The organism is Marinobacter halotolerans, assembly GCF_008795985.1.
Lineage (GTDB): Bacteria > Pseudomonadota > Gammaproteobacteria > Pseudomonadales > Oleiphilaceae > Marinobacter > Marinobacter halotolerans.
In genome coordinates, this window is sequence record NZ_VMHP01000002.1 from 1,307,899 (window position 1) to 1,334,123 (window position 26,225).

25 protein-coding genes are annotated in these 26,225 nt (G+C 58.3%); 4 read left to right on the forward strand and 21 right to left on the reverse strand.

Annotation, left to right across the window (positions count from 1 at the left end):
• Positions 1-14: 14 nt before the first annotated feature.
• The 13 genes from FPL19_RS16360 to FPL19_RS16420 form a co-directional block, all read right to left on the reverse strand.
• Complete coding sequence (locus FPL19_RS16360) at positions 15-671, reverse strand: protein-L-isoaspartate(D-aspartate) O-methyltransferase (RefSeq protein ID WP_150914091.1); 657 nt, start codon at positions 669-671, stop codon at positions 15-17.
• Entirely contained in the window at positions 671-1,447 is a 777-nt protein-coding gene (gene surE / locus FPL19_RS16365) for a 5'/3'-nucleotidase SurE (RefSeq protein ID WP_150914093.1), read from the reverse strand. The genes FPL19_RS16360 and surE overlap by 1 nt, the downstream gene beginning before the upstream one ends.
• Positions 1,425-2,540 carry a tRNA pseudouridine(13) synthase TruD gene (gene truD, locus FPL19_RS16370; RefSeq protein ID WP_150914095.1) on the reverse strand — a complete coding sequence of 372 codons (1,116 nt, stop codon included), beginning with the start codon at positions 2,538-2,540 and terminating at the stop codon, positions 1,425-1,427. The genes surE and truD overlap by 23 nt, the downstream gene beginning before the upstream one ends.
• Positions 2,537-3,016 carry a 2-C-methyl-D-erythritol 2,4-cyclodiphosphate synthase gene (ispF, locus tag FPL19_RS16375; protein ID WP_150914097.1) on the reverse strand — a complete coding sequence of 160 codons (480 nt, stop codon included), beginning with the start codon at positions 3,014-3,016 and terminating at the stop codon, positions 2,537-2,539. The genes truD and ispF overlap by 4 nt, the downstream gene beginning before the upstream one ends.
• A 24-nt stretch (positions 3,017-3,040) precedes the next feature.
• Positions 3,041-3,739 (reverse strand): 2-C-methyl-D-erythritol 4-phosphate cytidylyltransferase, encoded by a 699-nt coding sequence (gene ispD, locus FPL19_RS16380; protein WP_150914099.1) that lies wholly within the window; start codon positions 3,737-3,739, stop codon positions 3,041-3,043.
• A 66-nt stretch (positions 3,740-3,805) separates the two neighbouring features.
• A complete protein-coding gene (locus tag FPL19_RS16385) occupies positions 3,806-4,078 on the reverse strand; it encodes a septum formation initiator family protein (protein WP_150914101.1) in 273 nt (90 codons plus the stop codon).
• A gap of 168 nt (positions 4,079-4,246) precedes the next feature.
• Positions 4,247-5,539: a phosphopyruvate hydratase gene (gene eno / locus FPL19_RS16390; protein ID WP_150914103.1), complete on the reverse strand. Its 1,293-nt coding sequence runs from the start codon at positions 5,537-5,539 to the stop codon at positions 4,247-4,249.
• A gap of 70 nt (positions 5,540-5,609) precedes the next feature.
• Complete coding sequence (kdsA, locus tag FPL19_RS16395) at positions 5,610-6,455, reverse strand: 3-deoxy-8-phosphooctulonate synthase (RefSeq protein WP_150914105.1); 846 nt, start codon at positions 6,453-6,455, stop codon at positions 5,610-5,612.
• 2 nt (positions 6,456-6,457) lie between these two features.
• A complete protein-coding gene (locus FPL19_RS16400; RefSeq protein WP_150914107.1) occupies positions 6,458-8,086 on the reverse strand; it encodes a CTP synthase in 1,629 nt (542 codons plus the stop codon).
• A gap of 88 nt (positions 8,087-8,174) precedes the next feature.
• Positions 8,175-9,536, reverse strand: coding sequence for a tRNA lysidine(34) synthetase TilS (gene tilS / locus FPL19_RS16405; protein ID WP_150914109.1), 1,362 nt, complete (start codon positions 9,534-9,536; stop codon positions 8,175-8,177).
• Positions 9,520-10,473, reverse strand: coding sequence for an acetyl-CoA carboxylase carboxyl transferase subunit alpha (gene accA / locus FPL19_RS16410; RefSeq protein WP_150914111.1), 954 nt, complete (start codon positions 10,471-10,473; stop codon positions 9,520-9,522). Before accA ends, tilS begins: the two co-directional genes overlap by 17 nt.
• A gap of 143 nt (positions 10,474-10,616) precedes the next feature.
• Positions 10,617-14,099, reverse strand: coding sequence for a DNA polymerase III subunit alpha (gene dnaE, locus FPL19_RS16415; RefSeq protein ID WP_150914113.1), 3,483 nt, complete (start codon positions 14,097-14,099; stop codon positions 10,617-10,619).
• A 38-nt stretch (positions 14,100-14,137) separates the two neighbouring features.
• Positions 14,138-14,617, reverse strand: a complete 480-nt coding sequence (locus FPL19_RS16420) for a TlpA family protein disulfide reductase (protein ID WP_225314460.1) — start codon at positions 14,615-14,617, stop codon at positions 14,138-14,140.
• Positions 14,618-14,741: 124 nt separating this feature from the next.
• On the opposite strand from FPL19_RS16420, the gene wrbA reads away from it, so the two are divergent.
• The 3 genes from wrbA to FPL19_RS16435 are packed head-to-tail and all read left to right on the forward strand — an operon-like array spanning position 14,742 to position 17,542.
• Positions 14,742-15,344 (forward strand): NAD(P)H:quinone oxidoreductase, encoded by a 603-nt coding sequence (gene wrbA / locus FPL19_RS16425; protein ID WP_150914115.1) that lies wholly within the window; start codon positions 14,742-14,744, stop codon positions 15,342-15,344.
• A gap of 13 nt (positions 15,345-15,357) precedes the next feature.
• Positions 15,358-15,726 carry a DUF2069 domain-containing protein gene (locus FPL19_RS16430; protein WP_150914117.1) on the forward strand — a complete coding sequence of 123 codons (369 nt, stop codon included), beginning with the start codon at positions 15,358-15,360 and terminating at the stop codon, positions 15,724-15,726.
• Positions 15,727-15,739: 13 nt separating this feature from the next.
• A complete protein-coding gene (locus FPL19_RS16435) occupies positions 15,740-17,542 on the forward strand; it encodes a GspE/PulE family protein (RefSeq protein ID WP_150914119.1) in 1,803 nt (600 codons plus the stop codon).
• Between the two features lie 29 nt (positions 17,543-17,571).
• Here FPL19_RS16435 and FPL19_RS16440 read toward each other — a convergent pair whose 3' ends face one another.
• The 8 genes from FPL19_RS16440 to smrA form a co-directional block, all read right to left on the reverse strand.
• Entirely contained in the window at positions 17,572-18,540 is a 969-nt protein-coding gene (locus FPL19_RS16440; RefSeq protein WP_225314471.1) for a DUF3080 domain-containing protein, read from the reverse strand.
• An 85-nt stretch (positions 18,541-18,625) separates the two neighbouring features.
• On the reverse strand, positions 18,626-19,321 hold the full coding sequence (gene mtnC, locus FPL19_RS16445; RefSeq protein WP_150914123.1) for an acireductone synthase: 696 nt from the start codon (positions 19,319-19,321) through the stop codon (positions 18,626-18,628).
• Positions 19,318-19,878: a 1,2-dihydroxy-3-keto-5-methylthiopentene dioxygenase gene (locus FPL19_RS16450; RefSeq protein ID WP_150914125.1), complete on the reverse strand. Its 561-nt coding sequence runs from the start codon at positions 19,876-19,878 to the stop codon at positions 19,318-19,320. The genes mtnC and FPL19_RS16450 overlap by 4 nt, the downstream gene beginning before the upstream one ends.
• Positions 19,875-20,501: a methylthioribulose 1-phosphate dehydratase gene (locus FPL19_RS16455; protein ID WP_150914127.1), complete on the reverse strand. Its 627-nt coding sequence runs from the start codon at positions 20,499-20,501 to the stop codon at positions 19,875-19,877. The genes FPL19_RS16450 and FPL19_RS16455 overlap by 4 nt, the downstream gene beginning before the upstream one ends.
• 35 nt (positions 20,502-20,536) lie before the next feature.
• Positions 20,537-22,741: a xanthine dehydrogenase family protein molybdopterin-binding subunit gene (locus FPL19_RS16460; RefSeq protein ID WP_150914129.1), complete on the reverse strand. Its 2,205-nt coding sequence runs from the start codon at positions 22,739-22,741 to the stop codon at positions 20,537-20,539.
• Position 22,742: 1 nt separating this feature from the next.
• Positions 22,743-23,231, reverse strand: coding sequence for a (2Fe-2S)-binding protein (locus FPL19_RS16465; protein WP_150914131.1), 489 nt, complete (start codon positions 23,229-23,231; stop codon positions 22,743-22,745).
• 47 nt (positions 23,232-23,278) lie between these two features.
• Entirely contained in the window at positions 23,279-23,479 is a 201-nt protein-coding gene (locus tag FPL19_RS16470; protein WP_150914133.1) for a hypothetical protein, read from the reverse strand.
• Between the two features lie 65 nt (positions 23,480-23,544).
• The gene (gene smrA, locus FPL19_RS16475; protein ID WP_150914135.1) at positions 23,545-24,126 is read right to left on the reverse strand and encodes a DNA endonuclease SmrA; all 582 of its coding nucleotides are present in this window, start codon (positions 24,124-24,126) and stop codon (positions 23,545-23,547) included.
• Positions 24,127-24,351: 225 nt separating this feature from the next.
• Between smrA and FPL19_RS16480 the strand changes: the two genes are divergently transcribed.
• A complete protein-coding gene (locus FPL19_RS16480; protein ID WP_225314472.1) occupies positions 24,352-26,217 on the forward strand; it encodes a putative nucleotidyltransferase substrate binding domain-containing protein in 1,866 nt (621 codons plus the stop codon).
• Positions 26,218-26,225: the final 8 nt, after the last annotated feature.

Sequence of the window (26,225 nt, forward strand, 5' to 3'; positions counted from 1 at the left end):
TGGATGCAGCTTGCTCAACGAATCACACCCGCCTGCAATGGAACAAAGCGTACCGGTTCGACCTCGTTTACCTTGAACTCGTTGCCCTGACGGACGATTTCCGTCAGCATTTGGGTGTGCTCGCCGATCGGTACCACCATCACGCCGCCGTCGGCCAACTGGGACTTGAGCTCTTCCGGCACTTCCCTGGGTGCTGCCGTCACCATGATGCCGTCAAACGGCCCTTTTTCCGGCCAGCCCATGCCACCATCGGCGTGCTTCATAAGCACATTTTGCAGCCCTAGCGTTCTCATCCGGTCCCGGGCGCGATCCTGCAACGGTTTGATGCGTTCAACACTGAACACCTGATCGACAAGACCAGCAAGAATCGCTGTCTGATAGCCCGAACCGGTGCCCAGTTCAAGCACCCGTGTAGGCTTGTGCCTCATCAGCACTTCCGTCATCCGGGCCACAATGTAGGGCTGTGACAGAGTCTGACTGTAACCGATGGGCAGGGCGGTATCCTCATAGGACCGATGAGCCAGCGCCTCATCCAGAAATATATGCCGGGGCACATTGGCCATGGCGGTGAGCACCTGCTCATCGACAATACCGGATTCCCGTAGTCTCTGAATAAGGCGCATGCGTGTGCGGCGGGAGGTCATTCCGATGCCATCCAGTTCTGTGGCCATTAACGACTCCCCTCACCTTCCACCCCGTGATTCAGGCGCTCCACCCAATCCTGGAGGGAGGGAAGCGCCTCGTGGCGGGTCATATCCACATGCACCGGGGTAATGCTCACGAAATGGTCCCGCACCGCCTGAAAGTCCGTGCCTTCACCGGCATCACTGCCCTTACCCGCAGCACCTATCCAGTAGCGTGCCTTGCCTCTTGGGCAGGTCATGGGCACGGCTCCCTCGGCACGGCCACGGTGGCCCAGACGGGTAACACGGAAACCGGCCAGCGCCTCCCAGGGTAGGTCCGGTACATTCACGTTAAGGATGCAGCGCGGCCCCAGAGTCATGGGAGCGGTGCCTTCCAGCAGCACCCGGATGACCCGGGCGGCGGTTTCATAGTGGAAATGGCCCTCATTGACCAGCGACACCGCAATGGCCGGAAGCCCCAGGTGACGGCCTTCGGTCGCGGCCGCCACTGTACCCGAGTAGATAATGTCGTCACCGAGGTTGGCGTGGGTATTGATGCCTGAAACCACCCGATCAAAGGGCTGTTCAAATAAGCCGTTGACCGCCAGGTGAACACAGTCGGTCGGGGTTCCATCCACCGACCGAAACCCGCCTGGGTGATTCTCGACCGTCAGCGGCCGGTTAAGCGTGAGCGCATTGCTGGCGCCACTGTGGTCCCGGTCCGGTGCCACCACACTCAGCTCGCCCAACCCTTCAAGCCCGTCGTATAGGGCTTTCAGGCCGGGCGAATGTACACCGTCATCATTGGACAACAGAATTCGCACAATCGCCTCCACTTACTACCAGATCAAACACATCACCGAGCAGTGTTGTTGCGTACTGCCCGGGAGATAAACCAAATGAGATCAGCAACCGGTCCGTATCCAGCCACTGCCACTGCATCGTTTGCGGCCTGAGAACCAGCAGCCGGCGTTCCGGCTTCATGCGGGTCAAGGCAAACACTGCTTCAACCTCTGGAGCCCCGGACACCACCGCCCGTTCAAGCTCGCCCTGAACCGAATCGGCCTGAGTGCCACCGTCGCCCCACATTGGGCCTGTCACCACCGGTTCCGGCTCGCCAGGCAACCCCGGCTCACCCTCAAGAATACTCTGCCAGTTCCCCGCTTCAACCCGATGGGCGAGCACCTGGTTGAACAGCCAGGAACGGGCCGCCGAAAAATACAATACGTTTTTCGACTCGTCACCGCCAGAGGAAGACCGGCCGCGCTTTCGTTTTCTGCCATTTCGGCCACGACCGCTGATCATTCTGGCCGGATCCATGGCGATTGCCTGGTCGAGATTGCCACCCTGATGACCAAACCGCTGGGGACCGAAGTAGTTGGGACAACCGTCTCTGCGTAACCTTTCCAGCGAATCGTCAATAGCCGGCTTCTGTCCGCTGACGCCGGTCAGGGTGATTTGGAAGGCATTGCCCTGATGATCCGACCGTCGGAGTTTCTTCTGGCCCCGGCACGAGTCGAGCACACGCCAGGTTTCAGCGATTCGCTCAATCAGCTCTTTGTCCTCGACCTCAAGGCCAGGCCGGTAAACACTGAACCATTGACGGGTAACCGCGTGGCGATCCTTCAGACCGCAAAACCCAACATCAAAATGCCGACACCCGGCCATTGCCGCAAGCTGCCTGGCGACGAACTCGGTGTTGTCGCCGACTTTCTCGATTCGCAGGTACAGATGTTCGCCGCCAGTGCAGTTTGATACGTCCAGTTGTTCATCCACCACAAAATCGGCGGGACTTTCCTTCAGCACCGCCTGGGCCGCGCGACTGCCGGCTGAGGTGGGCCAGTCCAACTGCCAGCGTTGCTGACCTACGCTTTCAGAAGCAAAAGACGCTGCGGGAGTGTGCGCACTGTCAGTCACAGGGTTTCCGGCTCAAGCAGACAGACCGCCTGGCAGGCAATGCCTTCGCCCCGGCCGGTAAAACCCAGCCGTTCGCTGGTGGTGGCTTTTACACTGACACGATTAGCCGGGAGATTGAGGTCCTCGGCAATATTCAGACGCATGGTCTGGATGTGCGGGGCCATCTTTGGCGCCTGAGCAATAATGGTGGCATCCACGTTGACCGGACGGAATCCCTCTTCCCGAACCCGCTCCATTACCCGTCTGAGCAGGTCGCGGCTGTCCGCCCCGGCCCATTCATCACTGGTATCGGGGAAAAAGTGGCCGATGTCCCCCAGCGCAACCGCACCAAGCAGAGCATCCGCAAGGGCGTGTAGCAGGACATCCCCATCGGAATGCGCCTTGATGCCTTTCTCAAATGGGATGGTGACGCCGCCGAGAATCACATGATCACCTTCACAGAACGCGTGGACATCAAAGCCCTGCCCGATTCGCATCTTGGATTTCCTTTTTGGGTTGGTTCAGAAACGGCTAAGCACAAAGTCCGCCAGCGCCAGATCTGCGGGGACCGTCACCTTAATGTTATCGGGACGGCCTTCCACAATACAGGGGAAAAAACCGGCCTGTTCAACGGCAGAGGATTCGTCGGTCACGGACCGATTCTCCGCAGCAGCATCCTGCAGAGCGGATTTGAGAATGCCATAACGGAACATCTGCGGCGTCAATGCCCGCCAGAGCTCCCGGCGATCAACGGTTTCCAGTACCTCGTCAGAGCCGGTTACGGACTTTTTGAGGGTATCGGTGACCGGGGCCGCCAGCAAACCGCCAACTTTATGGTCCGTAAGCTCGCGAATCAGGCGCGCCAGGTCCCCCGGATGCAGGCATGGTCGGGCCGCGTCGTGCACCAGTACCCAGTCATCCGGGCCCGCCTGTCCTTCCAGCCACTGAAGGCCGGCAATTACCGAGTCTGCTCGCAGCTGCCCGCCAATACAGTGGTGAACACGGGGATCACGGCTGGCCTCCGTCTCTTGCCAATGGGGGTCGTCCGCGCTGATCGCGACAACACAGCCCGCCAAGTCGGCATTGTCGAGCACAGAGGCTATTGCCCGATCCAGGATCAGACGACCACGCAGCAACAGATATTGTTTGGGCCGGTCCGACCCCATTCTCTGACCTGAGCCAGCGGCGGGAATGACGAGCCAGAGTTTTGGAGTGGTCATTGGCATGTTCGGTATTGGAAGGCGAGAGGTGAATGCCCGGCTTTAGATGACGTATTGCTCAGCTGATCATTTTTCTACGACGAGAAAGAAGGTTTCGTCCTCGCGGATCAACCCGAGATTCATGCGGGCCCTTTCTTCCAGTGCGTCCTGGCGACCGCGGAGATTCTTCACTTCTGCAAACAGCCGCTCATTGCGCAATGCCAGATCGGAGTTCTCCGCACGCTGCTCGGCGATGGCGTCTTCAAGACTCCACACCTGCGCAAAACTGCCCTCACCTACCCACAGGCGAACCTGTAGCAGAATGATCAGCAAAACCATGATGGACCAGAGCAACTTCATTGCAATTCCGTTTACCGCGTCGACAACGAATGTTGAGTATAGACGTTAGTGTAGTTTTTCAACAAGTTTTGCTAAGCGGTTGTATAAAAAGGCCATCACACTTTCCAGATTTTGCTGGCCGCGGGCCAGTAATGGCGAGTGCGATGGACTTTTTTGCCTTCCTTGGGTTTATTGGCCCTTGATTTCACTCAGGCCGCGATAGGGGGCACTGGCACCCAGTACCTCTTCAATGCGAAGCAGCTGATTGTACTTGGCAACACGGTCCGAACGACACAGGGAACCCGTTTTAATCTGCCCGGCGCAGGTAGCCACAGCAAGATCCGCGATGGTGGTGTCCTCGGTTTCGCCAGAGCGATGAGAAATCACCGCGGTGTAACCCGCATCCTGGGCCATTTTAATGGCGTCGAGGGTTTCGCTCAGGCTGCCGATCTGGTTGAACTTGATCAGAATGGAATTACCAACGCCCTTCTCGATACCGTCTTTCAGGATTTTGGTGTTGGTCACGAACAGGTCGTCACCCACCAGCTGAACCTTGCTGCCGACTTTATCCGTCAGCACCTTCCAGCCGTCCCAGTCGCTTTCATCCATGCCGTCTTCAATAGAGACGATGGGATAACGCTCGCACAGGCCCGCCAGATAATCGGCAAAGCCTTCCGAATCAAAACTCTTGCCCTCGCCAGACAGCTGATACTGCCCGTCTTTGTAAAATTCAGACGACGCACAGTCCAGCGCCAGGGTAACATCGGTACCCAGCTTGTAACCGGCCTTCTCGACCGCTTCCTGAATGACCGCCAGAGCGGCTTCGTTGGACGGCAGGTCCGGTGCAAAACCGCCTTCATCGCCCACAGCGGTATTCAGGCCCTGGGCTTTCAGAACTTTCTTCAGGCTATGGAAAATCTCGGCACCTACCCGCAGGCCTTCCGCAAACGTCGTGGTAGCAACCGGCTGAACCATGAATTCCTGGATATCGACGTTGTTGTCCGCATGCTCGCCACCATTGAGAATGTTCATCATCGGAACTGGCATGCTGTACTTGCCCGGCGTACCGTTGAGATCAGCAATGTGTGCATAGAGCGGCTTGCCCAGAGAAATCGCGGCTGCCTTGGCTGCGGCAAGTGAAACCGCCAGAATCGCGTTCGCACCCAGGTTGGCCTTGTTCTCGGTGCCGTCCAGATCCAGCATAATCTGATCAAGTTCCCGCTGATCGGCCGCATCTTTGCCGATAAGAGCATCACGAATACGCGTGTTCACCGCTTCAACGGCTTTTAGAACACCCTTGCCAAGGTAGCGCGAAGTGTCACCATCACGCAGCTCTAACGCTTCACGTGAGCCGGTGGAGGCTCCGGATGGCGCACAAGCGCTCCCGATTGTGCCGTTTTCGAGGATCACGTCGGCTTCAACCGTAGGGTTACCTCGGGAATCCAGCACTTCCCGCGCTTTGATATTGGCAATCTTGGTCATTCTTCTGATTCTCCAGTTCTATCTTTTAATTTGGGAGCAAGAGCGAGTGGTGAAAGGCCAACACCGCCAGTCAGGCGGTGTCGATAGGTTTAAAGCTTTTCACCAGATCGTCTACGGCTTTTACCCGCTGCAGGAATGGTTCCAGCTGGCTCAGCCGCAGGGCACAGGGGCCGTCGCATTTGGCCTTCTCCGGATCTGGATGGGCTTCCAGGAATAATCCTGCAAGACCCTGGGACATACCCGCCAGCGCAAGATCAGTGACTTGGGCGCGCCGACCACCCGCGGAATCCGCACGGCCGCCGGGCATCTGCAGGGAATGGGTAACGTCAAACATCACCGGCACATCCATCTGTTTCATGATGCCAAAGCCGAGCATGTCCACCACAAGATTGTTGTAGCCAAAGCTGGTCCCGCGTTCGCAGAGGATAATCCTGTCGTTACCGACTTCACCGCACTTGGTGATGATGTGCTTCATTTCCTGGGGCGCCAGGAACTGGGCCTTCTTGATGTTGATCACGGCACCCGTCTGAGCCATGGCGACCACCAGGTCGGTCTGACGGCTCAGAAACGCCGGCAGCTGGATGATGTCGCACACTTCCGCCGCAGGCGCGGCCTGCTCGGGTTCATGAACGTCAGAAATAATCGGAACGCCGTACTTGCTCTTGATGTCCGCAAGTATCTGCAATCCCTTTTCCAGGCCCGGCCCGCGGAAGGAATTAACCGACGACCGATTGGCTTTATCGAACGACGCCTTGAACACGTAGGGAATGCCGAGCCTTGAGCAAACGTCAACATAGGCGTCCGCCACCTCGAACGCCAGTTCCCGTGATTCCAGGACGTTCATGCCGCCGAACAGCACAAAGGGCCGATCGTTAGCCACCTGAATACCGGACACCTCCACCATGCTACGCGCCATAATCAGGATTCCTTTTTACGGGCAACCGCGGCTTCGATGAAACCTTTGAACAAGGGATGGCCATCACGGGGTGTGGACGTGAATTCCGGATGGAACTGACAGGCTACAAACCAGGGGTGATCCGGCACTTCCACCACTTCCACCAGTTTGCCATCAGTGGAACGGCCGGAGATTCTCAGACCGGCGCCTTCGAGCTGGGGCAGGAAATGGTTGTTTACTTCATAGCGATGGCGATGGCGTTCGCGGATGGTTTTCTTGCCATAGCAGCCGGCAATGGTAGAACCCTCGGCAACCACACAATCCTGGGCACCCAGTCGCATGGTACCGCCGAGATCGGACTCGCCGGAGCGCTCTTCTTTCTCGCCGCTGGCGTCCAGCCATTCGGTAATCAGACCCACAACCGGCTCAGGTGCATGCTCACGGAATTCGGTGCTGTGGGCGCCCTTAAGGCCTGCCACATTGCGGGCATACTCGATCACCGCAACCTGCATGCCCAGGCAGATGCCGAGATACGGCACCTTGTTTTCCCTGGCGTACTGAACCGTGCGGATCTTGCCTTCCACGCCGCGTTCGCCGAAACCACCGGGCACCAGAATGGCGTCAGCGCTTTCCAGTGCAGCCGTGCCATCCCGCTCAATGTCTTCAGAGTCGATGTAGTTGATGCGGACCTTGGTGCGGGTTTTTATGCCGGCGTGAAGCAGGGATTCCACCAGAGACTTGTATGCATCCAGCAGCTCCATGTACTTGCCAACCATGGCCACGGTCACTTCGCCGTCCGGGTTCAGCAGCGATTCCACCACCGCATCCCATTCGCTCAGGTCTGCCGGATTGGCGTCTATACCGAACCGCTCGATAACCAGCTGGTCCAGGCCGAATTCGTGGAGCATGCGCGGAATGGCGTAAATGGATTTGGCATCCTGAAGCGGAATAACCGCACGCTCTTCCACGTTGGTGAACAGCGCAATCTTGCGTCGGGAACTGGCATCGACTTCATGCTCGGACCGGCACAGCAGAATATCCGGCTGCAGACCGATGGAACGCATTTCCTTAACCGAGTGCTGTGTGGGCTTGGTTTTGATTTCGCCCGCGGTGGCGATGTATGGAACCAGTGTCAGGTGCATGAACAGAGCACGCCGGGAACCTACTTCCACCTTCAACTGACGACAGGCCTCAAGGAACGGCAGGGATTCGATGTCGCCCACGGTACCGCCGATTTCGATCAGGGCCACGTCGGCCCCGGCCGCACCTTCAACAACACGGCGCTTGATCTCGTCAGTAATGTGCGGAATGACCTGCACGGTTCCGCCCAGGTAATCGCCCCGGCGTTCCTTGCGGATCACTTCCTCGTACACCCGGCCGGTGGTGAAGTTATTGCGGCGTGACATGGGGGAGCGGATGAAACGCTCGTAGTGCCCCAGGTCCAGGTCGGTTTCCGCGCCGTCTTCGGTGACAAAAACCTCACCGTGCTGGAACGGGCTCATGGTGCCGGGGTCCACGTTGATGTACGGGTCCAGCTTGAGAATAGTGACCTTCAGGCCGCGTGCCTCAAGGATCGCTGCCAGAGAGGCCGATGCGATACCTTTCCCCAAGGAGGACACGACACCGCCGGTGACGAAAATATAACGCGTCATGCAGATTCCGTGATTTGTCTGGTTCGGTGAAGGAGGGAGATTGTCATCTCAAGATGGGGGATCAGATTACCAGAAGTCCCCCACCTACTCAATTAGAATCCCGCTCCAGAATCAGGCGCCAGCCACTGGCAGGTGCCTCCCCACAGTACCGCTCTGAAACCCAAAGATCACCGACCGCCACCAGCGCTTCCGCACCTCCGGAGGACTCCATAACCAGCGGCAGGCTGCCACGTTCCCAGGCCGGAACGGTTTGTTCCTGAAGCCAGTTTTTTAACGGCTTGGATGGCCCGTCAGCCCGCGGACGGATTCGCTCTCCACCATGCCTGGTAAAGATTCTCAGCTCGGGAGCAGGTTTGTCTGTTCCGTTTACCGCTCGCAGTTCCAGCAGCCAGCCACCCCACTTCATGGGCTGTCCAGCCATCAGTGCAACACTGTCCAGACCCGACGAAGGCTGTCGTGCCACTAGTCGCAGGCTGTTCTGAAAACGCCTGAGCCGATAACCGTCACCGCGATATTCCGGCTGCCGGTCGTTACCGGAGGCCAGAAAATCCGACAACAGCCCCTGCCAGTCAGCGGGATTGGGCGGAGAATACTGGTGATTCGCTACCCACCAGCGTAAAAGGTTTTTCTGCTCGGCAAGCGTAAGCCTGGCGAGCATCCCGAGATCCAGCCCGCCGTCTTTATCCTCGCACTGAGTAAAGTGGATTCTGGCAAGACTGGCGGCCAGCTCGTCGCTTTCGCGACAGGCACTGACCGTGGCCGCCACACGTCGATTGAGTGAAGGCCAGCGCTGCTTTAAAGCCGGAATAATCGCGCGGCGAAGAAAATTCCGGTCGAAGCGCTGATCCTGATTGCTTGGATCCTCGATCCATTTAACGTCGTGGACGCGCGCCCACTGCTCCAGATCCTGTCGACTGAAGTCAAGGAACGGCCGGTAAACCAGACCTTTCCCCAGCGCACGGGACCGGGGCATCCCCCCCAGGCCCGCAACGCCCGTTCCACGAAGCAGGCGGAACAGTACGGTCTCAGTCTGGTCGTCCGCATGATGGGCCATCAGCAACAGGTCGCCTTCACACAAACAGGATTCGAACGCACGGTATCTGGCATCCCTCGCGGCCTCCTCCAACCCCCCGGTACCGGCATCTTCCTGCGGCAAATGGGCGGCCACCTCAACGGCAATGGTTTTCAGAGGCACGTCCAGGGACTGGCAGAGATGCTGACAGAGTGCTTCCGTATCCGAGGCATTGGACTGGAGCTGGTGATTGATATGAATCGCCGTCGGCGGACGGAATCCCCGACAGGCAATGGCAGCGGTGTGAAGAAGGAGGACAGAGTCAAGGCCGCCACTGAGGGCAACATACAGACCGGCATGGGCCGGCAGGTTCCTGACCGAATCCAGAAGGGGATCCGGCCAGTCACCATCAGGGCCGGCTTTACCGGCCTGTGTCATAGCGTGTCAGCCGCTCGTACCGGCGCGAGACCAGTTCGTCGGTCGGCAGTGCGCAGAGCTCGTCCAGACCCTGGGCCAGTCTTTCCTTCAGTACTTCTGCCATTTTATCCGGATTGCGGTGAGCCCCTCCGAGGGGTTCGGGCAATATATTGTCTGCGATACCAAGCTCTTTCAGCCTCTGGGCCGTCACACCCATGGCCTCTGCGGCCTGGGCCGCGTGTTCTGCACTCTTCCACAGAATAGACGCGCAGCCCTCGGGGGAGATAACCGCGTAGGTGGAGTACTGGAGCATGTTGAGCTGATCGCACACACCAATCGCCAGGGCGCCGCCGGAACCACCCTCGCCCACCACCGTGGAAATAATCGGGGTTTTCAGGCGGGACATGACCGCTAGATTAAAGGCAATGGCCTCGCTCTGCCCACGCTCTTCGGCGCCGATACCCGGATAAGCACCGGGGGTATCAATAAAGGTCAGAATCGGCATATTAAAGCGCTCAGCCAGCTCCATCAGACGAAGCGCCTTGCGATAACCCTCGGGCCTTGGCATGCCGAAGTTCCGCCTGACCTTGTCACGCACTTCCCGGCCTTTCTGGTGGCCGATAACCATCACCGGCTTACCATCAAGCCTGGCGGTCCCACCCACAATGGCCTGATCATCTGCATAGCGGCGGTCACCGTGGAGCTCGTCAAAATCATCGAACATCATTTCGATGTAATCGTGGGTGTAGGGCCGCCTGGGGTGACGGGCAAGACGGGCGACATCCCAGGGTTTCAGATCCGAGAAGATACTTTCTGTGAGACTGACGCTCTTTTTCTTCAGGCGGGTAATTTCATCAGTGATATTGATGTCGGTGTCATTACCCACCATGCGAAGCTCTTCAATCTTGGCTTCAAGGTCGGCAATAGGCTGTTCGAAATCAAGATAGTTAGGATTCATGATGTTCCATCATTCTGATTGCAGGGCGAACACTCTGGCCGCCAAAAAGTGAAAGATATCAGTCAAGATAGCAGCGACAGACCGGGGGCTAAAGCGGACCTTTGTATGAGGTACCGGCAAGTCAGCCCTTCTACCGGACACTATCAATCATAGACCAGTTCAACCGCCTGGTCGCCCACCAGGTATTTCAACTCCAGCAGAAGGTCGTCATCCGGCTGCACCCGCCAGGCGTTGCCGAGTTCGATGCGGGTGCTCGCCTGTTCTGTACTGTAGTCGATCCACACCGGGCTACCCTCGCAGCGGAAGGGCCTGAGCGTTGAATCCAGCTTGTCCAGCAGGCCGTTCTGCAACTGGTCCGCATGAATCGACAGCTTGAGGCCGCGACTGAACTGTTGTCGGGCCGTGCCCACATCCATCACCGAACTGACCCGCATTTTCATCTGCCCGGAATAGTCATCGTGGCTGACCTGACCCTCCACCACAATCACCTGATCCGATTGCAGCAGTTCCCGGTGCTCAAAGAATGCCTCGGAAAAAAGCGTCGCTTCAATCCGGGCACTGCGGTCGTCCAGGGTAATGAATGCCATGGTGGAACCGGTGCGGGTTTTCATGGACCGCTGGGCCACCACCAGCCCGGCAACCCGCTGGGGTTGGCGGGAGGGCTTCAGGTCAGAAATGGGCGATCGCACGAACCGGCGCACTTCCTTTTCATACTCGTCAAACGGATGGCCGGTCAGGTAGAGGCCAAGAGTGTCTTTTTCCCCCTTGAGCCGCTGTTTTTCCGGCCACTCCCGAACGCCGGCCACGTCTGCATAAGGATCTTCACCCTCGCCACCGGCAAAGATGTCGCCGAACATGTCCGTCATACCCACGGATTCGTTACGGGACTGCTGGCCCGCCTGCTGGATCGCCTTGTCGATACTGGCCATCAGATGAGCCCGGCCCGCACCGAGTTTGTCCATGGCGCCGCAGCGAATGAGGGCTTCAATGGCCCGTTTGTTCACTTTCTTCAGGTCAACGCGACGGCAGAAGTCGAACAGATCCTGATAGGGCTCGCCATCGGCGCGGCCCTCGACGATGCTCTGGATCGGCCCCTCACCCAGGCCCTTGATGGCGCCCAGCCCATAGACAACCTGGCCGTCGTCATTGACGGTAAAGGTGTATTCCGAGCGGCTGACGTCCGGAACCAGCAGGTCCAGCCCCATGCTCCGGCACTCTTCCACCAGTGTGACAACCTTGTCGGTGTTCTGCATATCGGCGGTCAATACCGCCGCCATGAACTCTGCCGGGTAATGGGCTTTCAGCCAGAGTGTCTGATAGGACACCAGTGCGTACGCGGCCGAATGCGATTTGTTGAAACCGTAGCCGGCGAATTTTTCCACCAGGTCAAAAATATTCTCGGCAAGTGTCTTGTCGATGCCGTTTTTCTCGCAGCCGTCCAGAAAGAACTGCTTCTGCTTGGCCATTTCCTCGGGCTTTTTCTTACCCATGGCCCGGCGCAGCATGTCGGCGTTGCCCAGGGTGTAGCCTGCCATTACCTGGGCAATCTGCATCACCTGTTCCTGATACAGGATAACCCCATAAGTGGGCTCCAACACCGGCTTGAGTCCATCGTACTGGTAATCCGGATGCGGGAAGGAGACCGGCTGGCGCCCGTGTTTGCGGTCGATGAAGTCATCCACCATGCCGGACTGGAGCGGGCCCGGGCGGAACAGGGCCACCAGGGCGATCATGTCCTCCAGAGAGTCCGGCTGGAGCCGGCGGATGAGGTCTTTCATGCCACGGGATTCCAGCTGGAATACAGCGGTGGTTTCTGCCTTCTTCAGCATGGTGAAAGACGGTACGTCATCCAGCGGAATCTCGTTGATGTCCAGCCCGGTCTCGCCCCGCTTTTCCCGGCGCGGGTTAATCATCTTCAGGGCCCAGTCGATGATGGTCAGGGTCCGCAGGCCCAGGAAGTCGAACTTCACCAGCCCGGCGTCCTCCACATCGCCCTTGTCGAACTGGGTCACCAGGCTGCCGCCCTCGTCGTCGCAGTAGAGCGGCGAGAAATCCGTAATCTTGGTGGGTGCGATCACCACGCCACCTGCGTGCTTGCCCGCATTCCGGCAGACGCCTTCTAGCTTCAGGGCCATTTCCCAGATTTCCTGGGCTTCTTCGTCGTTCTCCAGGAACTCGCCCAACTGGGGCTCCTGTTCAATCGCCTTTTCCAGGGTCATGCCCGGCTCGAACGGAATCATCTTGGAGAGCTTGTCCGCGAGGCCGTAGGACTTGCCCTGCACCCGCGCTACGTCACGTACCACCGCTTTCGCGGCCATAGTGCCGAAAGTGATGATCTGGGACACCGCCTCACGACCGTATTTCTCCGCAACGTAGGCGATCACCCGATCGCGGCCTTCCATGCAGAAGTCGACGTCAAAGTCGGGCATGGACACCCGCTCCGGGTTCAGGAAGCGCTCGAACAGCAGGTCGTATTCCAGCGGATCCAGATCGGTAATCAGCTGGGCGTAGGCCACCAGGGAACCGGCACCGGAGCCCCGGCCCGGCCCCACCGGCACGCCGTTGTTCTTGGCCCACTTGATGAAGTCCATAACGATCAGAAAGTAACCGGGGAACCCCATCTGGATGATGATATCCAGCTCGAAATTCAGGCGAGTGTAGTAGGCCTCGCGCTTCTGATCGTATTCGGGATCGTCCTTGCTCAGGGTTTTCGCCAAGCGATCTTCCAGGCCGTCTTCCGAGACCTTGCGGAAGTACTCGTCCATGGTCATGCCCGCCGGTATCGGATACTTCGGCAGGAAATACTCGCCCATTCGCACCTGAACCGAGCACCGGCGGGCAATTTCCACTGTATTCTGGACAGCCTCGGGGATATCCGAAAAGAGCTCGATCATTTCCTCAGCGCTGCGCAGGTACTGCTGGTCACTGAAGCGGCGGTCACGACGGGGGTCATCCAGGGTGCGGCTTTCGCCGATGCAGACCCGGGCTTCGTGGGCCTCGAAATCATCGGCGTGAAGAAAGTGGACATCATTGGTGGCAACCACCGGGCAGGACAACTCCGTGGCCACGTCGACGCTGGCATGCAGGCAGTCTTCGTCCCCGGGACGACCCGTGCGCTGAAGTTCCAGATAGTAGGAGCCGGGGTAAAGAGATGCCCAGTATTCCGCACGTACCCTGGCCAGGTCTGTCTTCCCTGCCAGTAGAGCCTTGCCGACATCGCCCATCTTGCCGCCCGAGAGCGCGATCAGGCCTTCCCGACCGTCTTCCAGCCACTTGCGCTGGATGATGGGAATGCCGAAGCGCTGGCCCTCGGTATAGCCACGGGAGACAATTTCGGTCAGGTTCAGATAGCCGTCCTGGTTGCGGGCGAGCAGCGTCAGACGGAAAGGGTTCTCAGGCTCGTCCGGGTTGTCGACCCATAGATCGGCCCCGATGATCGGCTTCACACCGGCACCCGTCGCCGCTTTGTAAAAGCGCACCAGGGAACACATATTGGACTGCTCGGTAAGCCCGACGGCCGGCATGCCAAGCTCGGCGACACGCTCGATCAGCGGTTTGACCCGCACCAGGCCGTCCACCATGGAATACTCGGAGTGAACGCGTAAATGAACAAAGGTGTCAGACATGAGCTCGGGATCTTCCTGCGTGTGTGACCGGTTCTGGATTATTCATTGATCAGGGCGGTGATGTCTTCTTCGGTCTGTGGACCGAAACGGGCTTCCATTAGATTCCCCTCCGGGTCGACCACAAAAGTGGCGGGAAGCCCGACTGGAATCTGCCAGCCGAAATCCGGGCCGGGATCTTCTGCCAGCATGCCATACTCGATGCCCATTCTGTCGCCCAGATCCATCAGCGCCTGCCCTTTTACACCATCAAAATTAACACCCAGCACCACGACAGAACCAGATCGATCAAGGGCATTCAGCTCTGGAATTTCTTCCAGGCAGGGCTTACACCATTCAGCCCAGTAATTCACCAGCACCCAGTGGCCACGGAGGCTTTCCCACTCCAGAGTGGTGCCGTTTGCGCGCTCGAATTCCTGATTCTGACAACCTGCCAACAACAACAGAACCAGAACACCAGACAGGCCGTAAGCTCTGGTGGTATTAGAGTTTTTTAGGCGTGCCTTTCCGGGGTATTGCAAAGATTGTCCTCCTGTTAGACTACAGCGCCTGCTGGGTTGACCGGCCCGGCCTGCGCGCATGCGGCGGGAACCATGACAGAACCCACCGGGATTTTCCATATCATACGCTTGATCAGGGATACCCATGGCAACCGAGTCCCCCTATATATTGGTGCTGTATTATAGCCGTACCGGGCAGACGGCCGAAATGGCCACACAGATCGCCCGGGGTATTTCAAAGGTCAGCGGCCTCGACGCCCGCATTCGAACCGTGCCGCCGGTTTCGCCGGACACCGAGGCATCACTGCCGCCGGTCCCGGACAGTGGTGCTCCCTATGCCACCAAAGCGGACCTGGAACACTGCGCGGGCCTGGCCCTGGGAAGCCCTACCCGTTTCGGCAACATGGCGTCACCCCTGAAATATTTTCTCGATACCACCGGGGATCTCTGGCTAAGCGGCGCTCTGGCCGGCAAACCGGCCGGGGCGTTTACATCGACAGGCAGTCTCCATGGCGGACAGGAAACCACGTTGCTGACCATGATGGTTCCGCTGCTTCACCACGGCATGGTGCTTTGTGGCGTGCCTTACTCCGAGAAGGCACTCAATGAGACCACCGCCGGTGGCACGCCCTACGGGCCTTCCCACTGGGCCGGAACCGGACAGCCAAAAGCGCTGAGCGATGCTGAAAAAACAATCTGTCAGACGTTCGGACAGAGACTGGCAAACCTCGCAATCAAATTACGCTAAACGGGAACCATGAATGCTCAATAATCCCAAAGCAAAACTGACCATCAGACTGATTCTCTGCCTTTATGTCACCACGCTTGCGGTGCTGACATTAACAACCTTCTACCCTGACCCGGTTCAGGGAGTGTCCGTTCCCCTGATCCTGAGCGTGAAGCTGATTCCGCTCCTTCTGTTCGCAGTGCCGGTTTTCCGGGGTGATAACCGAGGCATCATCTGGTTAAGTTTTGTGGTTATCTTCTATTTCACCCAATACACCGTCTCGGCCTGGCTTAGCGAGGGGGCGGCTGTGCCCGTGATACTGGCGGTGCTGACATTCCTTCTGTTCACTGTGGCCATGTTTCATCTCAAGCTGAACCGCAAACCCGCTGACAGTGGCACCTGAAAGGAATACGCGAATGGCCGACCAGACGTTTCCGCCAGCACCCCACAGAAGCACGCTTACACTGCGGGACCTTTGCACCGCATTGGTAGGCAGCGATGAGATTTCCCAGGAAGATGCAGAAAAGGTGCTGTCGGCCAACATCGGGGCCACCAACGACCTGGGCCATCCCGCCAGCAAGAAGCACCCGCTGGAACTAATCGCCAAAGCCGGCCTTGAAAGCCAACGCACGGGCCGCACACTGAACCTTGATGTCCTGACCCAGTGGCTGGCCAACTGGTCAGACCAGCCGTACTACCATATTGATCCGCTGAAAATAGACACCCCGGCCATTGCCCGGGTCATGTCCTACGCCTTTGCCCAGCGCCATGGCATCCTGGCGGTAGAGATTGGCCGCGACGAAGTACTGATTGCCAGTACGGAACCCTTCAAAAGCGACTGGGAATCCAACCTCAGGCAGGCAGTACAGAAAGATATCCGCCGGGTTGTGGCCAACCCCGAAGACATCCGCCGTTACACCGTGGAGTTCTACCAGCTGGCCAACTCGGTCAGTAAGGCCAGTGGCAATCGTGGCGGCGCCGCCGCAGGGTCCCAGAACTTTGAGCAGTTGCTGGACCTCGGCGCCAACCTGAACCCTGATGCCAACGACCAGCACGTGGTCAAGATTGTGGACTGGCTGCTCCAGTATGCCTTTGACCAGCGCGCGTCGGACATTCATATCGAACCCCGCCGTACCGTCACCCAGGTGCGATTCCGCATCGACGGGGTGTTACACAACGTCTATGAATTTCCGGAACAGGTGGGCGTGGCCGTTACCAGCCGGCTGAAAATTCTCGGCCGCCTGAACGTGGCGGAAAAACGTCGTCCGCAGGATGGCCGCATCAAGACCCGCAAGCCGGACAACAGTGAAGTGGAGCTGCGACTGGCCACCATGCCCACCGCTTTCGGTGAGAAAATGGTAATGCGGATTTTCGATCCGGAAGTGCTTCTCAAATCTTTCTCGCAGCTAGGATTCTCCAACGAAGACCGTGAAAAATGGCAGGCGATCACCGGACGGCCCCACGGCATCGTGCTGGTCACCGGCCCCACCGGTTCCGGCAAGACCACTACCCTGTATTCAACGCTGAAACAGCTGGCCACACCGGAAGTGAACCTGTGCACCATCGAAGACCCCATCGAAATGGTGGAGCCCACATTTAACCAGATGCAGGTGCAGTCGAACATTGACCTGACGTTTGCATCCGGTGTGCGGGCGCTGATGCGCCAGGACCCGGATATCATCATGATCGGCGAGATTCGGGATCTGGAAACGGCGGAAATGGCCGTTCAGGCCGCCCTGACCGGCCACCTGGTACTGTCTACCCTGCACACCAATGACGCACCGAGCGCCATCACCCGACTGATGGAGCTGGGCATTCCACCGTATCTGATCCGGGCCACGGTGCTTGGCGTGATGGCCCAGCGCCTGGCGCGTACCCTTTGTCCCCACTGCAAGGCGCCGGGCCCTCTGGATGAAAAAGCGTGGCAGGCCCTGACCCGTCCCTGGAAAGCGACGCCGCCAAAACAGGTTTTCCACCCCGTGGGCTGCCTGGAGTGTCGGAACACCGGCTACTTTGGGCGCGAAGGGGTCTACGAAATCATGAAACTCAGCGATGCCCTGATTCAGAAAATCACCGAACAGTGCGAGCTCGAGCAGATTCGGCTCACCGCCTACAAGGAAGGTATGAAGTCATTGCGGTTAAGCGGAGCCCAGAAAGTCGCCGCTGGCGAAACCACGATCGAGGAAATTCTTCGGGTCACACCGGAGAGTCAACGTTAGCGCCACCTCTGGGGCTGGTCTTGCCGAAATCAGGCCTGGGGCCTGAGCCCGCACTGTTCGAGAAGGGTCTGCCAGGCCCGGGTATGGTCGGCGATGGCACCGTCGAGCTGCGCCCAGAGTGATTCATCACCCATCGCTTCAAGATGACGACTCTGCCACCGCCTGAATTCCGCCGTCATGACCGACTGTTGCATGGTGGCAAGACGTCGCAGCGGATCGATCAGCTGCTCCTGCGCCCTTTTGACCGTCGCCAGATACGGCTGAACCTTCTCGATATACACGCTGAAGAACATGCTCTGGACAATGTTCGACTGGTTATTGGGTTTCCCATTTAGGCAAAGGGGACGACCCTCGATTCGCTCCTTCAACAGCGCCGTGCCATCGCCAAGCCGTGCAATCAGCAAGCGGGCACTGTTCACAAGCTGACCGGCGCGGTGCTCGGCCTGCCAGCGTTGGTGGACCTCACCAACAAAATCCAGAGACGGGCTCAGGTTACCTGCTAGCAGCATTGCCACCGTATCGTTCAGGCGGTTGGCATCAATCGCCAGATCGGAAACCGGATTGCCCTCCGGGGCCACCGGGTAGTTACCCTTGGCCAGGGTAAATAGGGGCTCGATTTCCTGAATGCCCCAGGTGGCATTCCAGATCGCGATGGGCAGGGTTTCTTTCTTGCTCTGGATGGCTTTCAGCAAGGATTCCCGAACGTCCTCACGGGTAATCTCCGACAGACACTCCTCTCCGGACTCGATAAAGCGAATCTCGTATCGCAGCCGGTTCAGAGGCTGCATTACCTTGCCCATCACCGAGTTCTTTTCCCCGATGACATACTGAAGCTCGCAGCCATAGAGCGACAGGAAATCCAGCATCCCCATTTCCAGTTCCGGAATATTCAGAAGACGGTCACGACGGCGGGGTAAATTCGAGGCGGGCGGCAGTTCCGAGAACGCGGGATCAAGCTCCAGCACCCGGGCCACCCGCTCCACGTATTCGTCCATCATCGGCTCTGCGCTGGAGAAAGGATTGCAGCCGGCCAGAAGCAGAACGGCCCCGCCCAATAGAAACAGCCGAAGGCCGCGGGCCAATTCAGCGAGCCTGAAGCAGTGCATCGACCTCAGAAAAATCTTCAGCTACAGGGTGGCTGCTGGCTGACGGCTTATTGCCATCGCGTACCAGCAGGACAGTTTTCATGCCGACCGACGCGGCAGCCTCCAGTTCGGCCTCCACGTCCGAAAGAAACATCACGGTACCCGCTTCCACACCCAGTTCGTTTAAAATGGTTTGATAGGCTGCCGGCTCCCGTTTTGCACCCACGCGGGTATCGAAGTAGCCGGAAAAGAAAGGCGTCAGATCGCCGGATTCGCTGAATCCGAAAATCAGCTTCTGGGCCTTGACCGAGCCGGAAGAGTAGACGAACAACCTCAAGCCGCGATCATGCCAACGCTGCAGGTAATCGGCCGCATCCGCATAAACATGCCCCCGGAATGCGCCCTCCTGATAGCCCTTCTGCCAGAGCATGCCCTGAAGCGCCTTGAGCGAGGTTTCCTTTCGATCCTCCCGGATCCATTCCAGAAGGACATCAATCAGACCTTCAATATCTTTCCTCTCGACGCCGGAAACCTCAGCCACCGCATCAAGCTGTTCAGAGATTTCCAAACTGCTCTGATGACCATCGCGAACGAATTCCGCCATGTTCTCCGCTGCATAGGGAAACAGCACCTCGTGAACGAACGAAATCGAACTGGTGGTTCCCTCGATGTCCGTCAATATTACGCGGATCATGCTGTCGCCTGCTCCAGCGCCTCGTAACGGGGCAACTGGCTGGCAATGTCTTCGCCCGTAAAATCAGCAACCCAGCCTTCCGGGTTGGTAAACAGACGGATGCAGGTGAACTGTGGCTCCGGGCCCATATCGAACCAGTGCCTGGTTCCGTGGGGCACACTGATCAGGTCGTTCTTCTGGCACATCACAGCGTAAACCTGATTGCCCAGGTGCAGATAAAACAGACCCTGGCCGCGAACGAAAAAGCGGATCTCGTCCTCGCTATGGACGTGTTCGTCTATAAATTTCTGCCGGAAAGCGTCTTTCTGGGGGTTGTCCGGGTTCAGGCTGATGACGTCCGCCGCCTGGAAGCCGCATTCGTCCTTCAGCGCCTGAATCTCCCCGGAATAGGCCTCCAAAATGTCGTCCTGGGACGCATCCGCCGGCAAGTCACGGGTGGGCCAGCGTTCAAAACGAATGCCGTGCTCCGCCAGCAGGTTAGAAATTTTGCCCGCGTCTTCGGTCACCACACGCGGGGTTTCTGGTGCGTTTTGATCAAAGATGCTTAAAGTTGTCATGGTCGAACCCTTATGGTTTCCAGTTCACATTCAAAGAGAAACTCAAACGCCTCAACATGGCGTAAACAGTCTGCCATGGTACGGCCCCAGGTGTAGAGCCCGTGGCCGCGAATCAGGTAACCCGGCTGTTCGGGGTTGTCCCGGAACCAGGCTGCAGTCCGCTCCGCCAGCGCGTCTATGTCCTGGGTATTGGCAAAAACGGGCACGGTCAAAGTGGATTCGTGAGTGTCGATGCCAGCGAAAGCCTTCTGCAGTTCGTACCCCTCAAGAACCAGCGGTTCATCCGCTGCACAGAGCCGACTCAGCACCGTCGCTTTCACCGAATGGGTATGGAGCACCACACCCACTTCGGGAAACAGCTGGTAAAGCACCGTATGAAGCTTTGTCTCCGCCGATGAACGCGCCTGGCTCTGAACCGGCTGTCCGTCCAGATCAACCACCATGATATCACCGGCCGCCAGTTCACCCTTGTGCTTTCCAGACACGGTAATGGCAATGTGATGCTCATCCAGACGCGCGGAATAGTTGCTGCTGGTGGCCGGCGACCAGCCCCGGCCATACAGGAATCTGCCAGCGTCAATGATCGACTGGGCAGCCTCAGCAAAACGGATTACATCAAACACAGCTTGCCTCTCATAAATGTCTGCCGGTCCGCCTATCAGGATTCGGCACTCAGGGGTAACTTACGCTGGCGCTTGCCAGTCAGTGCAAACAGGGCATTGCCCAGTGCCGGAAGAACCGGAGGAACCCCGGGCTCGCCCACACCGGTGGGTGATTCATCGCTCTCAATGATATCCACTGCTATCTCGGGCATCTGGTAATTGCGCAGCAGCGGGTAATCATGGAAATTACTTTGCTGTACGGCGCCCTGCTTGAACTCAATTTCCCCGAACAGTGCCGCCGTGATACCAAATACGATGCCGCCCTCAATCTGATCACGAACAATGTCCGGGTTAACGACCTGACCGCAATCCACGGCGCAGTGTACCCGGTACACCCGGATCTCGCCGTTCTCGATACCCGCTTCCACGACCTGGGCCACAAAAGTGCCGAAGCTTCTGAAAAGCGCTATACCCCTGCCACGGCCCTCCGGCACAGGCTGGTCCCAGTCGGCCATTGCCACCACGCGATCCAGAACCGCCAGATGTCTTGGTTCCTCGCCGATCAACGAACGCCGGAACTGATAAGGGTCCTGACCCAGAGTGTGGGCCAGCTCGTCCATAAAGGTTTCCACCGCAAACCCGTTATGGGAAAAGCCCACCGACCGCCACCAGGACACGGGAACGCCCGGGTCGGTATGGGTGTGTCGTACATCCAGGTTGGGCACTGCATAGGGGTATTCAATAGCCCCCTCGATTGCAGAGAAATCTTTCGGAGTCGCAATGCCCTCCGCCATCAGGCCGACCCGTCCGAGGGTGTCGTACATGAACTTGGGCGCCCACGGGAACTGCGCGGGAGCGGCATTGCGCACATACCAGTCGAGGATCTGGGGTCCAACCACCTGGTGATGCCAGCCGGTGACCTGATTATCCCGGAGGCTGGCTTTCATTCTGTGTAGCATTGCCGGCCGATAGAAATCGTGTCGGGTATCTTCTTCCCGGCTCCAGATCAGCTTGACCGGCCTGCCGATACGCATGGCAACAGCTGCCACTTCCTCGATATAGTCGTTGGTCAGACGTCGTCCGAAACCACCACCGAGAAACGTGGTATGGATGGTAATGTCGTCGGGAGAAAGATCAGTGGCTCTGGCCGCCGCGATCCGCCCGACGTCCGGCGCCTGGGTCGGCGCCCAGACGTCAATTGAGCCGTCGCGGTAATGGGCCGTTGCGTTCATCGGCTCCAGCGTTGCGTGCGCCAGGTACGGCTGCTCATAGCTTGCGGTCAGGAGCCGGTCCGAGCCCTCGGCGGCTTTCTCATAGTCGCCCTCACTGCGTTCGCTCTCACCCGGGTCATCGTCCGCTGCCTGGTGGTAACCGGCGAACACTTCATCGGTTGAGACGGCAAGCGCCTCGGTGTCATCCCATTCGATGCTCAGTGCATCCTGTGCTTTGCGCGCACGCCAGTATTTATCGGCCACCACGGCTACACCGCGTTCAATCTGGAACACATCCAGCACGCCCGGCAGGGACCTTGCCTGAGTGTCATCATAAGACCGAACGCGGCCGCCAAAACGCGGAAGGCGCGTCACAACGGCGTAGACCATGTCATCAAGCTCAACATCTATGCCATAGATCGGCTTGCCAGTTGATTTCAGTTCCGCATCCAGACGGCCGACGCTCTTGCCAATATACTTCCACTCGTTGCGCGGTTTGAGTTTCGGCTCTGACGGAGCATCTTCATGGGCCGCCAGCGCCACAAGCTCGCCGTAACTCAAACTGTCTGAACCGTTTGGATGAAAAACCCGGCCATCAGTCGTCGTGCAGTCCCGAGGGTCAATTTTCCAGACCTTTGCAGCTGCACTGACAAGCATCGTCCGGGCCGAGGCTCCGGCCACACGCAAAGGCTCCCAGCTGGTCGCAACACTGGTGCTGCCGCCAGTCAGCTGCAGCTTGTACAACGGGTTCTGGTAGTCGCTTGCTACCGGCGCAAACCGGGGCTGAATGGCGTCCGGCGCCACGTCCAGCTCTTCGGCAATGAGTGTGGTAAGGCCGGTGTAGGTCCCCTGCCCCATCTCCACCCGGGCCAGGGTGAAATAGATTCGGTCGTCCCGGGTCAGCTCAAGCCAGGCGTCGGGCTGCCAGGCCTTTTCCCCATCGCCGCCATTCGACGGCAGGCTGGAACAGCCGGGTAACGACAGGGAAATCAGCAACCCGCCGGAACCGGCGGCGGAGACTTTGAGGAAATCGCGTCTGTTCATGGTCATATCAGGCGCGCTCCTGCTTGTCATCACGGGCCTGACGACCTTCCACGACGGATTCCACCGCCGCGATAATCCGCGAATAGGTTCCGCAACGGCACAAATTGCCGCTCAGGGAAGCGACAATGTCATCCCGGCTCGGCTGGCTATTCACCATCAACAGGTGGGCGGCACTCATGATCTGACCGGACTGACAGTAACCACACTGGGGCACACCGTGTTCTACCCAGGCTGCCTGCAATTCATTCAGACGACCTTCCGGCGCCAGCCCTTCAATGGTAACTACCTTCTGGCCTTCCGCCATGGAGACCGGCGTCGAACAGGATCGCACGGGCTGCCCGTTCAGGTGAACGGTGCAGGCACCACAAAGACCGGCTCCGCAACCGAACTTGGTTCCTTTCAATTTCAGTTCATCCCTGAGCACCCATAACAAGGGCGTATCGGATTCGATATCCAGCGACCGCTGCTGGCCATTTACAGTCAGACTGACCGCCATGAGCTCTCTCCGTGTCATTTCTTGCTTCTGTTTTTCGTTACCCAGGCCTATTTAATAACAGGCTCGCCGTCTTTATCATTCCAGATCTTGCGCTCCCCGGAGTCCATCTTGCCCTTTGTGTCCCAGACTTCCCGGTCTTTCGTCGCCTCTTCCAGCTTGCCCTGATCGTTCCAGATCGCCCGGTTCTCACAACCGGCAAGCGCGGCTACTGCAAAAACTGCAAAAATACATGCCATCAGCTTCTTCATACCACTTTCCTCTCTATCGTCAGGCTTTGGACGGGGTATTCTCCGGTTGTTACCAGGATTCCGGGTTATCGACGATTATGGATCTCCCGGTTTCGCTGCTTGTCACGATCACCCTTGCGCACCATCACATAAGCCGCGCCGGTGCCGCCGTGGTGCTTCTGGGCCGAGTGGAACGCCAGCACATCGTCAAGCTCCGGCAGCCATTTTGCCAGACAGCTTTTCAGCTGGGCGATGCCGTCCGGGTTCCGCTCACCCTTGCCGTGCAGGATGATGACGGTGCGAAGACCATAATGAACGCAATCCTTGACGAATCCGAACACTTCCCGGCGGGCCTGCTCGACGGTCATGCGGTGTAAATCCAGGCGCGCTTCAATGGGATACTGGCCAAGCCTGAGCTTTTTGAACACACCATGCTGTACCCCCGGTCGCTGCCAACTCAGCACATCATGAGCACCAAGGGGTTCTACAATATCGGACGTCAGCGGATTCCGGTCCAGAAGCGGCTGGTCAACGGCCGACCGCTGACGTTCCAGATGCCCCGGAGTGAGCTCAGTCGGCGTTTTAACGTCTGCTTTGTTTGGCTTGCGGATGCGACGCACATCCTTCATTTCCTCAAGAAATTTCAGCCGTTCGTCTCTGGTGGTCATAGTGCTATTGTTTCAATCAGAAAGTGCTGGAACTTTATCACCGGCATGACTCATCATAAAGCAGGCCTTTGCCGGTTTGGTCTACACTTGCCAGATACACTGATCGTCATGGACGCCTTTATGTCTGATTCCTCCACTGCGCCTCCCTCCAGACCAAACCAGGCCAAATCCGGCCAGGCCAGGCCACAGCAGGACAGCCCGCGCCCCCAGAATACCCGCGCCATCATGGCGTTTCTGCGCGAGCATTCGCCTTTCAGCAATATGGATGACTCGCACCTGGCGCATTTCGCCGAACATGCGTCACTGCGCTTCTACGCTGACGGGGACGTTGTGCTTGCTCCCGAAGACGGGCCGGTTACGCGATTCTACGTGGTCAAACAGGGCCGAATTGTCGGAGAGCGTTTGCGGGGCAGCAATGGCGAGACAGAAATCACCTTTGAAATCAGTATCGGGGAATGTTTCCCACTGGCTGCCCTGATTGGCGAGCGCCCAACTCATACCCTGCACCGGGCTTCCGGCGACACTTTCTGCCTCAGCATCGAAAACGACGCCTTTATTGTGCTGTTATCCGAAAGCGACCCCTTCCGTGACTTCTGCATTCGAGGTGTCAGCAGCCTGCTTGAGCAGGTTAACCAGAATATCCAGTCGAAGGCGATGGTTTCCATTGGCAGCGGCAGCTCTCTCGATACGCCCCTGGAACGTTATGCCCTCCGGAACCCGATTGTGTGCTCACCGGACCTTCCCGTCCGCAAGGCCGTGGCCCGTATGCACGACAACAGCGTGGGCAGTATTGTGATTACAGACGATACCCGGGTCCCTAAAGGCATTTTCACCCTGAGGGACCTGCGCACGCTGGTCGCAGACGAACGGGCACCCCTGGACACCCCAATTGGTCAGGTAATGACGCCGGATCCCTGCTGCCTCACTGGTCAGGCGGATGCGTTCGAGGCCGCCATGAAGATGGCGGAACACCACTTCTCTCACGTCTGCGTGGTTGACGACGAGGGCCGTTTGATTGGCATGGTTTCTGAAAGGGACCTGTTTTCGCTTCAGCGTGTTGACCTGGTCAATCTCGCACGGACTATCGGCACGGCCAACCAGCTGCGGACGCTGGTGGACCTGCGGGCCGATGTATCACGGCTGGTGGATGCCATGCTCGCCCATGGCGCGGATTCCGGCCAGGTGGTCAAGATCATCACCACCCTGAACGATGTCACCGTACGCCGGGTGCTTGAACTCAATCTGATGAAACACGATCCGGGCATACCCTTTACCTGGCTCACTTTCGGCAGCGAAGGTCGCCAGGAACAGACCCTGCTGACGGATCAGGACAACGGCATACTGTTTGTCACGCCAGAGGGCATGACCGAAGATCAGGCGCGGGAAAAGCTTCTGCCCTTTGCAGACAGGGTCAATAAAGAGCTGGCCGAGTGCGGATTTACGCTCTGCAAGGGTAACATCATGGCCAGCAATCCGAAGCTCTGCCTCAGCGGCGATGAGTGGGATGAATGGTTCCTGAGATTTATCGATGCCTCGACGCCACAGAATCTCGTCTATTCCTCCATCTTCCTGGACATGCGCGCGGTTTTTGGTGATCGCGAACCGCTGGAAAGGCTGCTGGACAAGGTACTGACAAGAATCCAGAAAAACGCTCTGTTCCAGAAGATGCTGGCGGGTAACGCCATAAGCCGCCGCCCGCCGCTGACCATGTTTCGGGGTTTCCGGTACGCCCCGGACGGCGATCGCCGCTCGCTCGACCTCAAGCGCCAGGGACTGGCCCCGTTTGTAGAGGCCGCCCGGGTGTTTGCCCTGGCCAATGGCGTCCGTGATGCCAACACGCTTGAGCGCATGAACCAGCTGGCCAAAGTCGAGGTCTTCGATCCGAAGGATGCCCAGGCCTGGAAAGAGGCTTACAGCCTGATTCAGGCAATCCGGATGCGGGCCCATCAAGAGCAGCTGAACCGGAATGAGGCGCTGTCCAATTACATCAACCCGGATGATCTCAACCCGCTGGACCGTCGCATTCTGCGAGAATCCTTCCGGCAGGCCCAGAGGCTTCAGCAGAAACTCGAAGTCACGTACCAGCTTTGAAACATCCG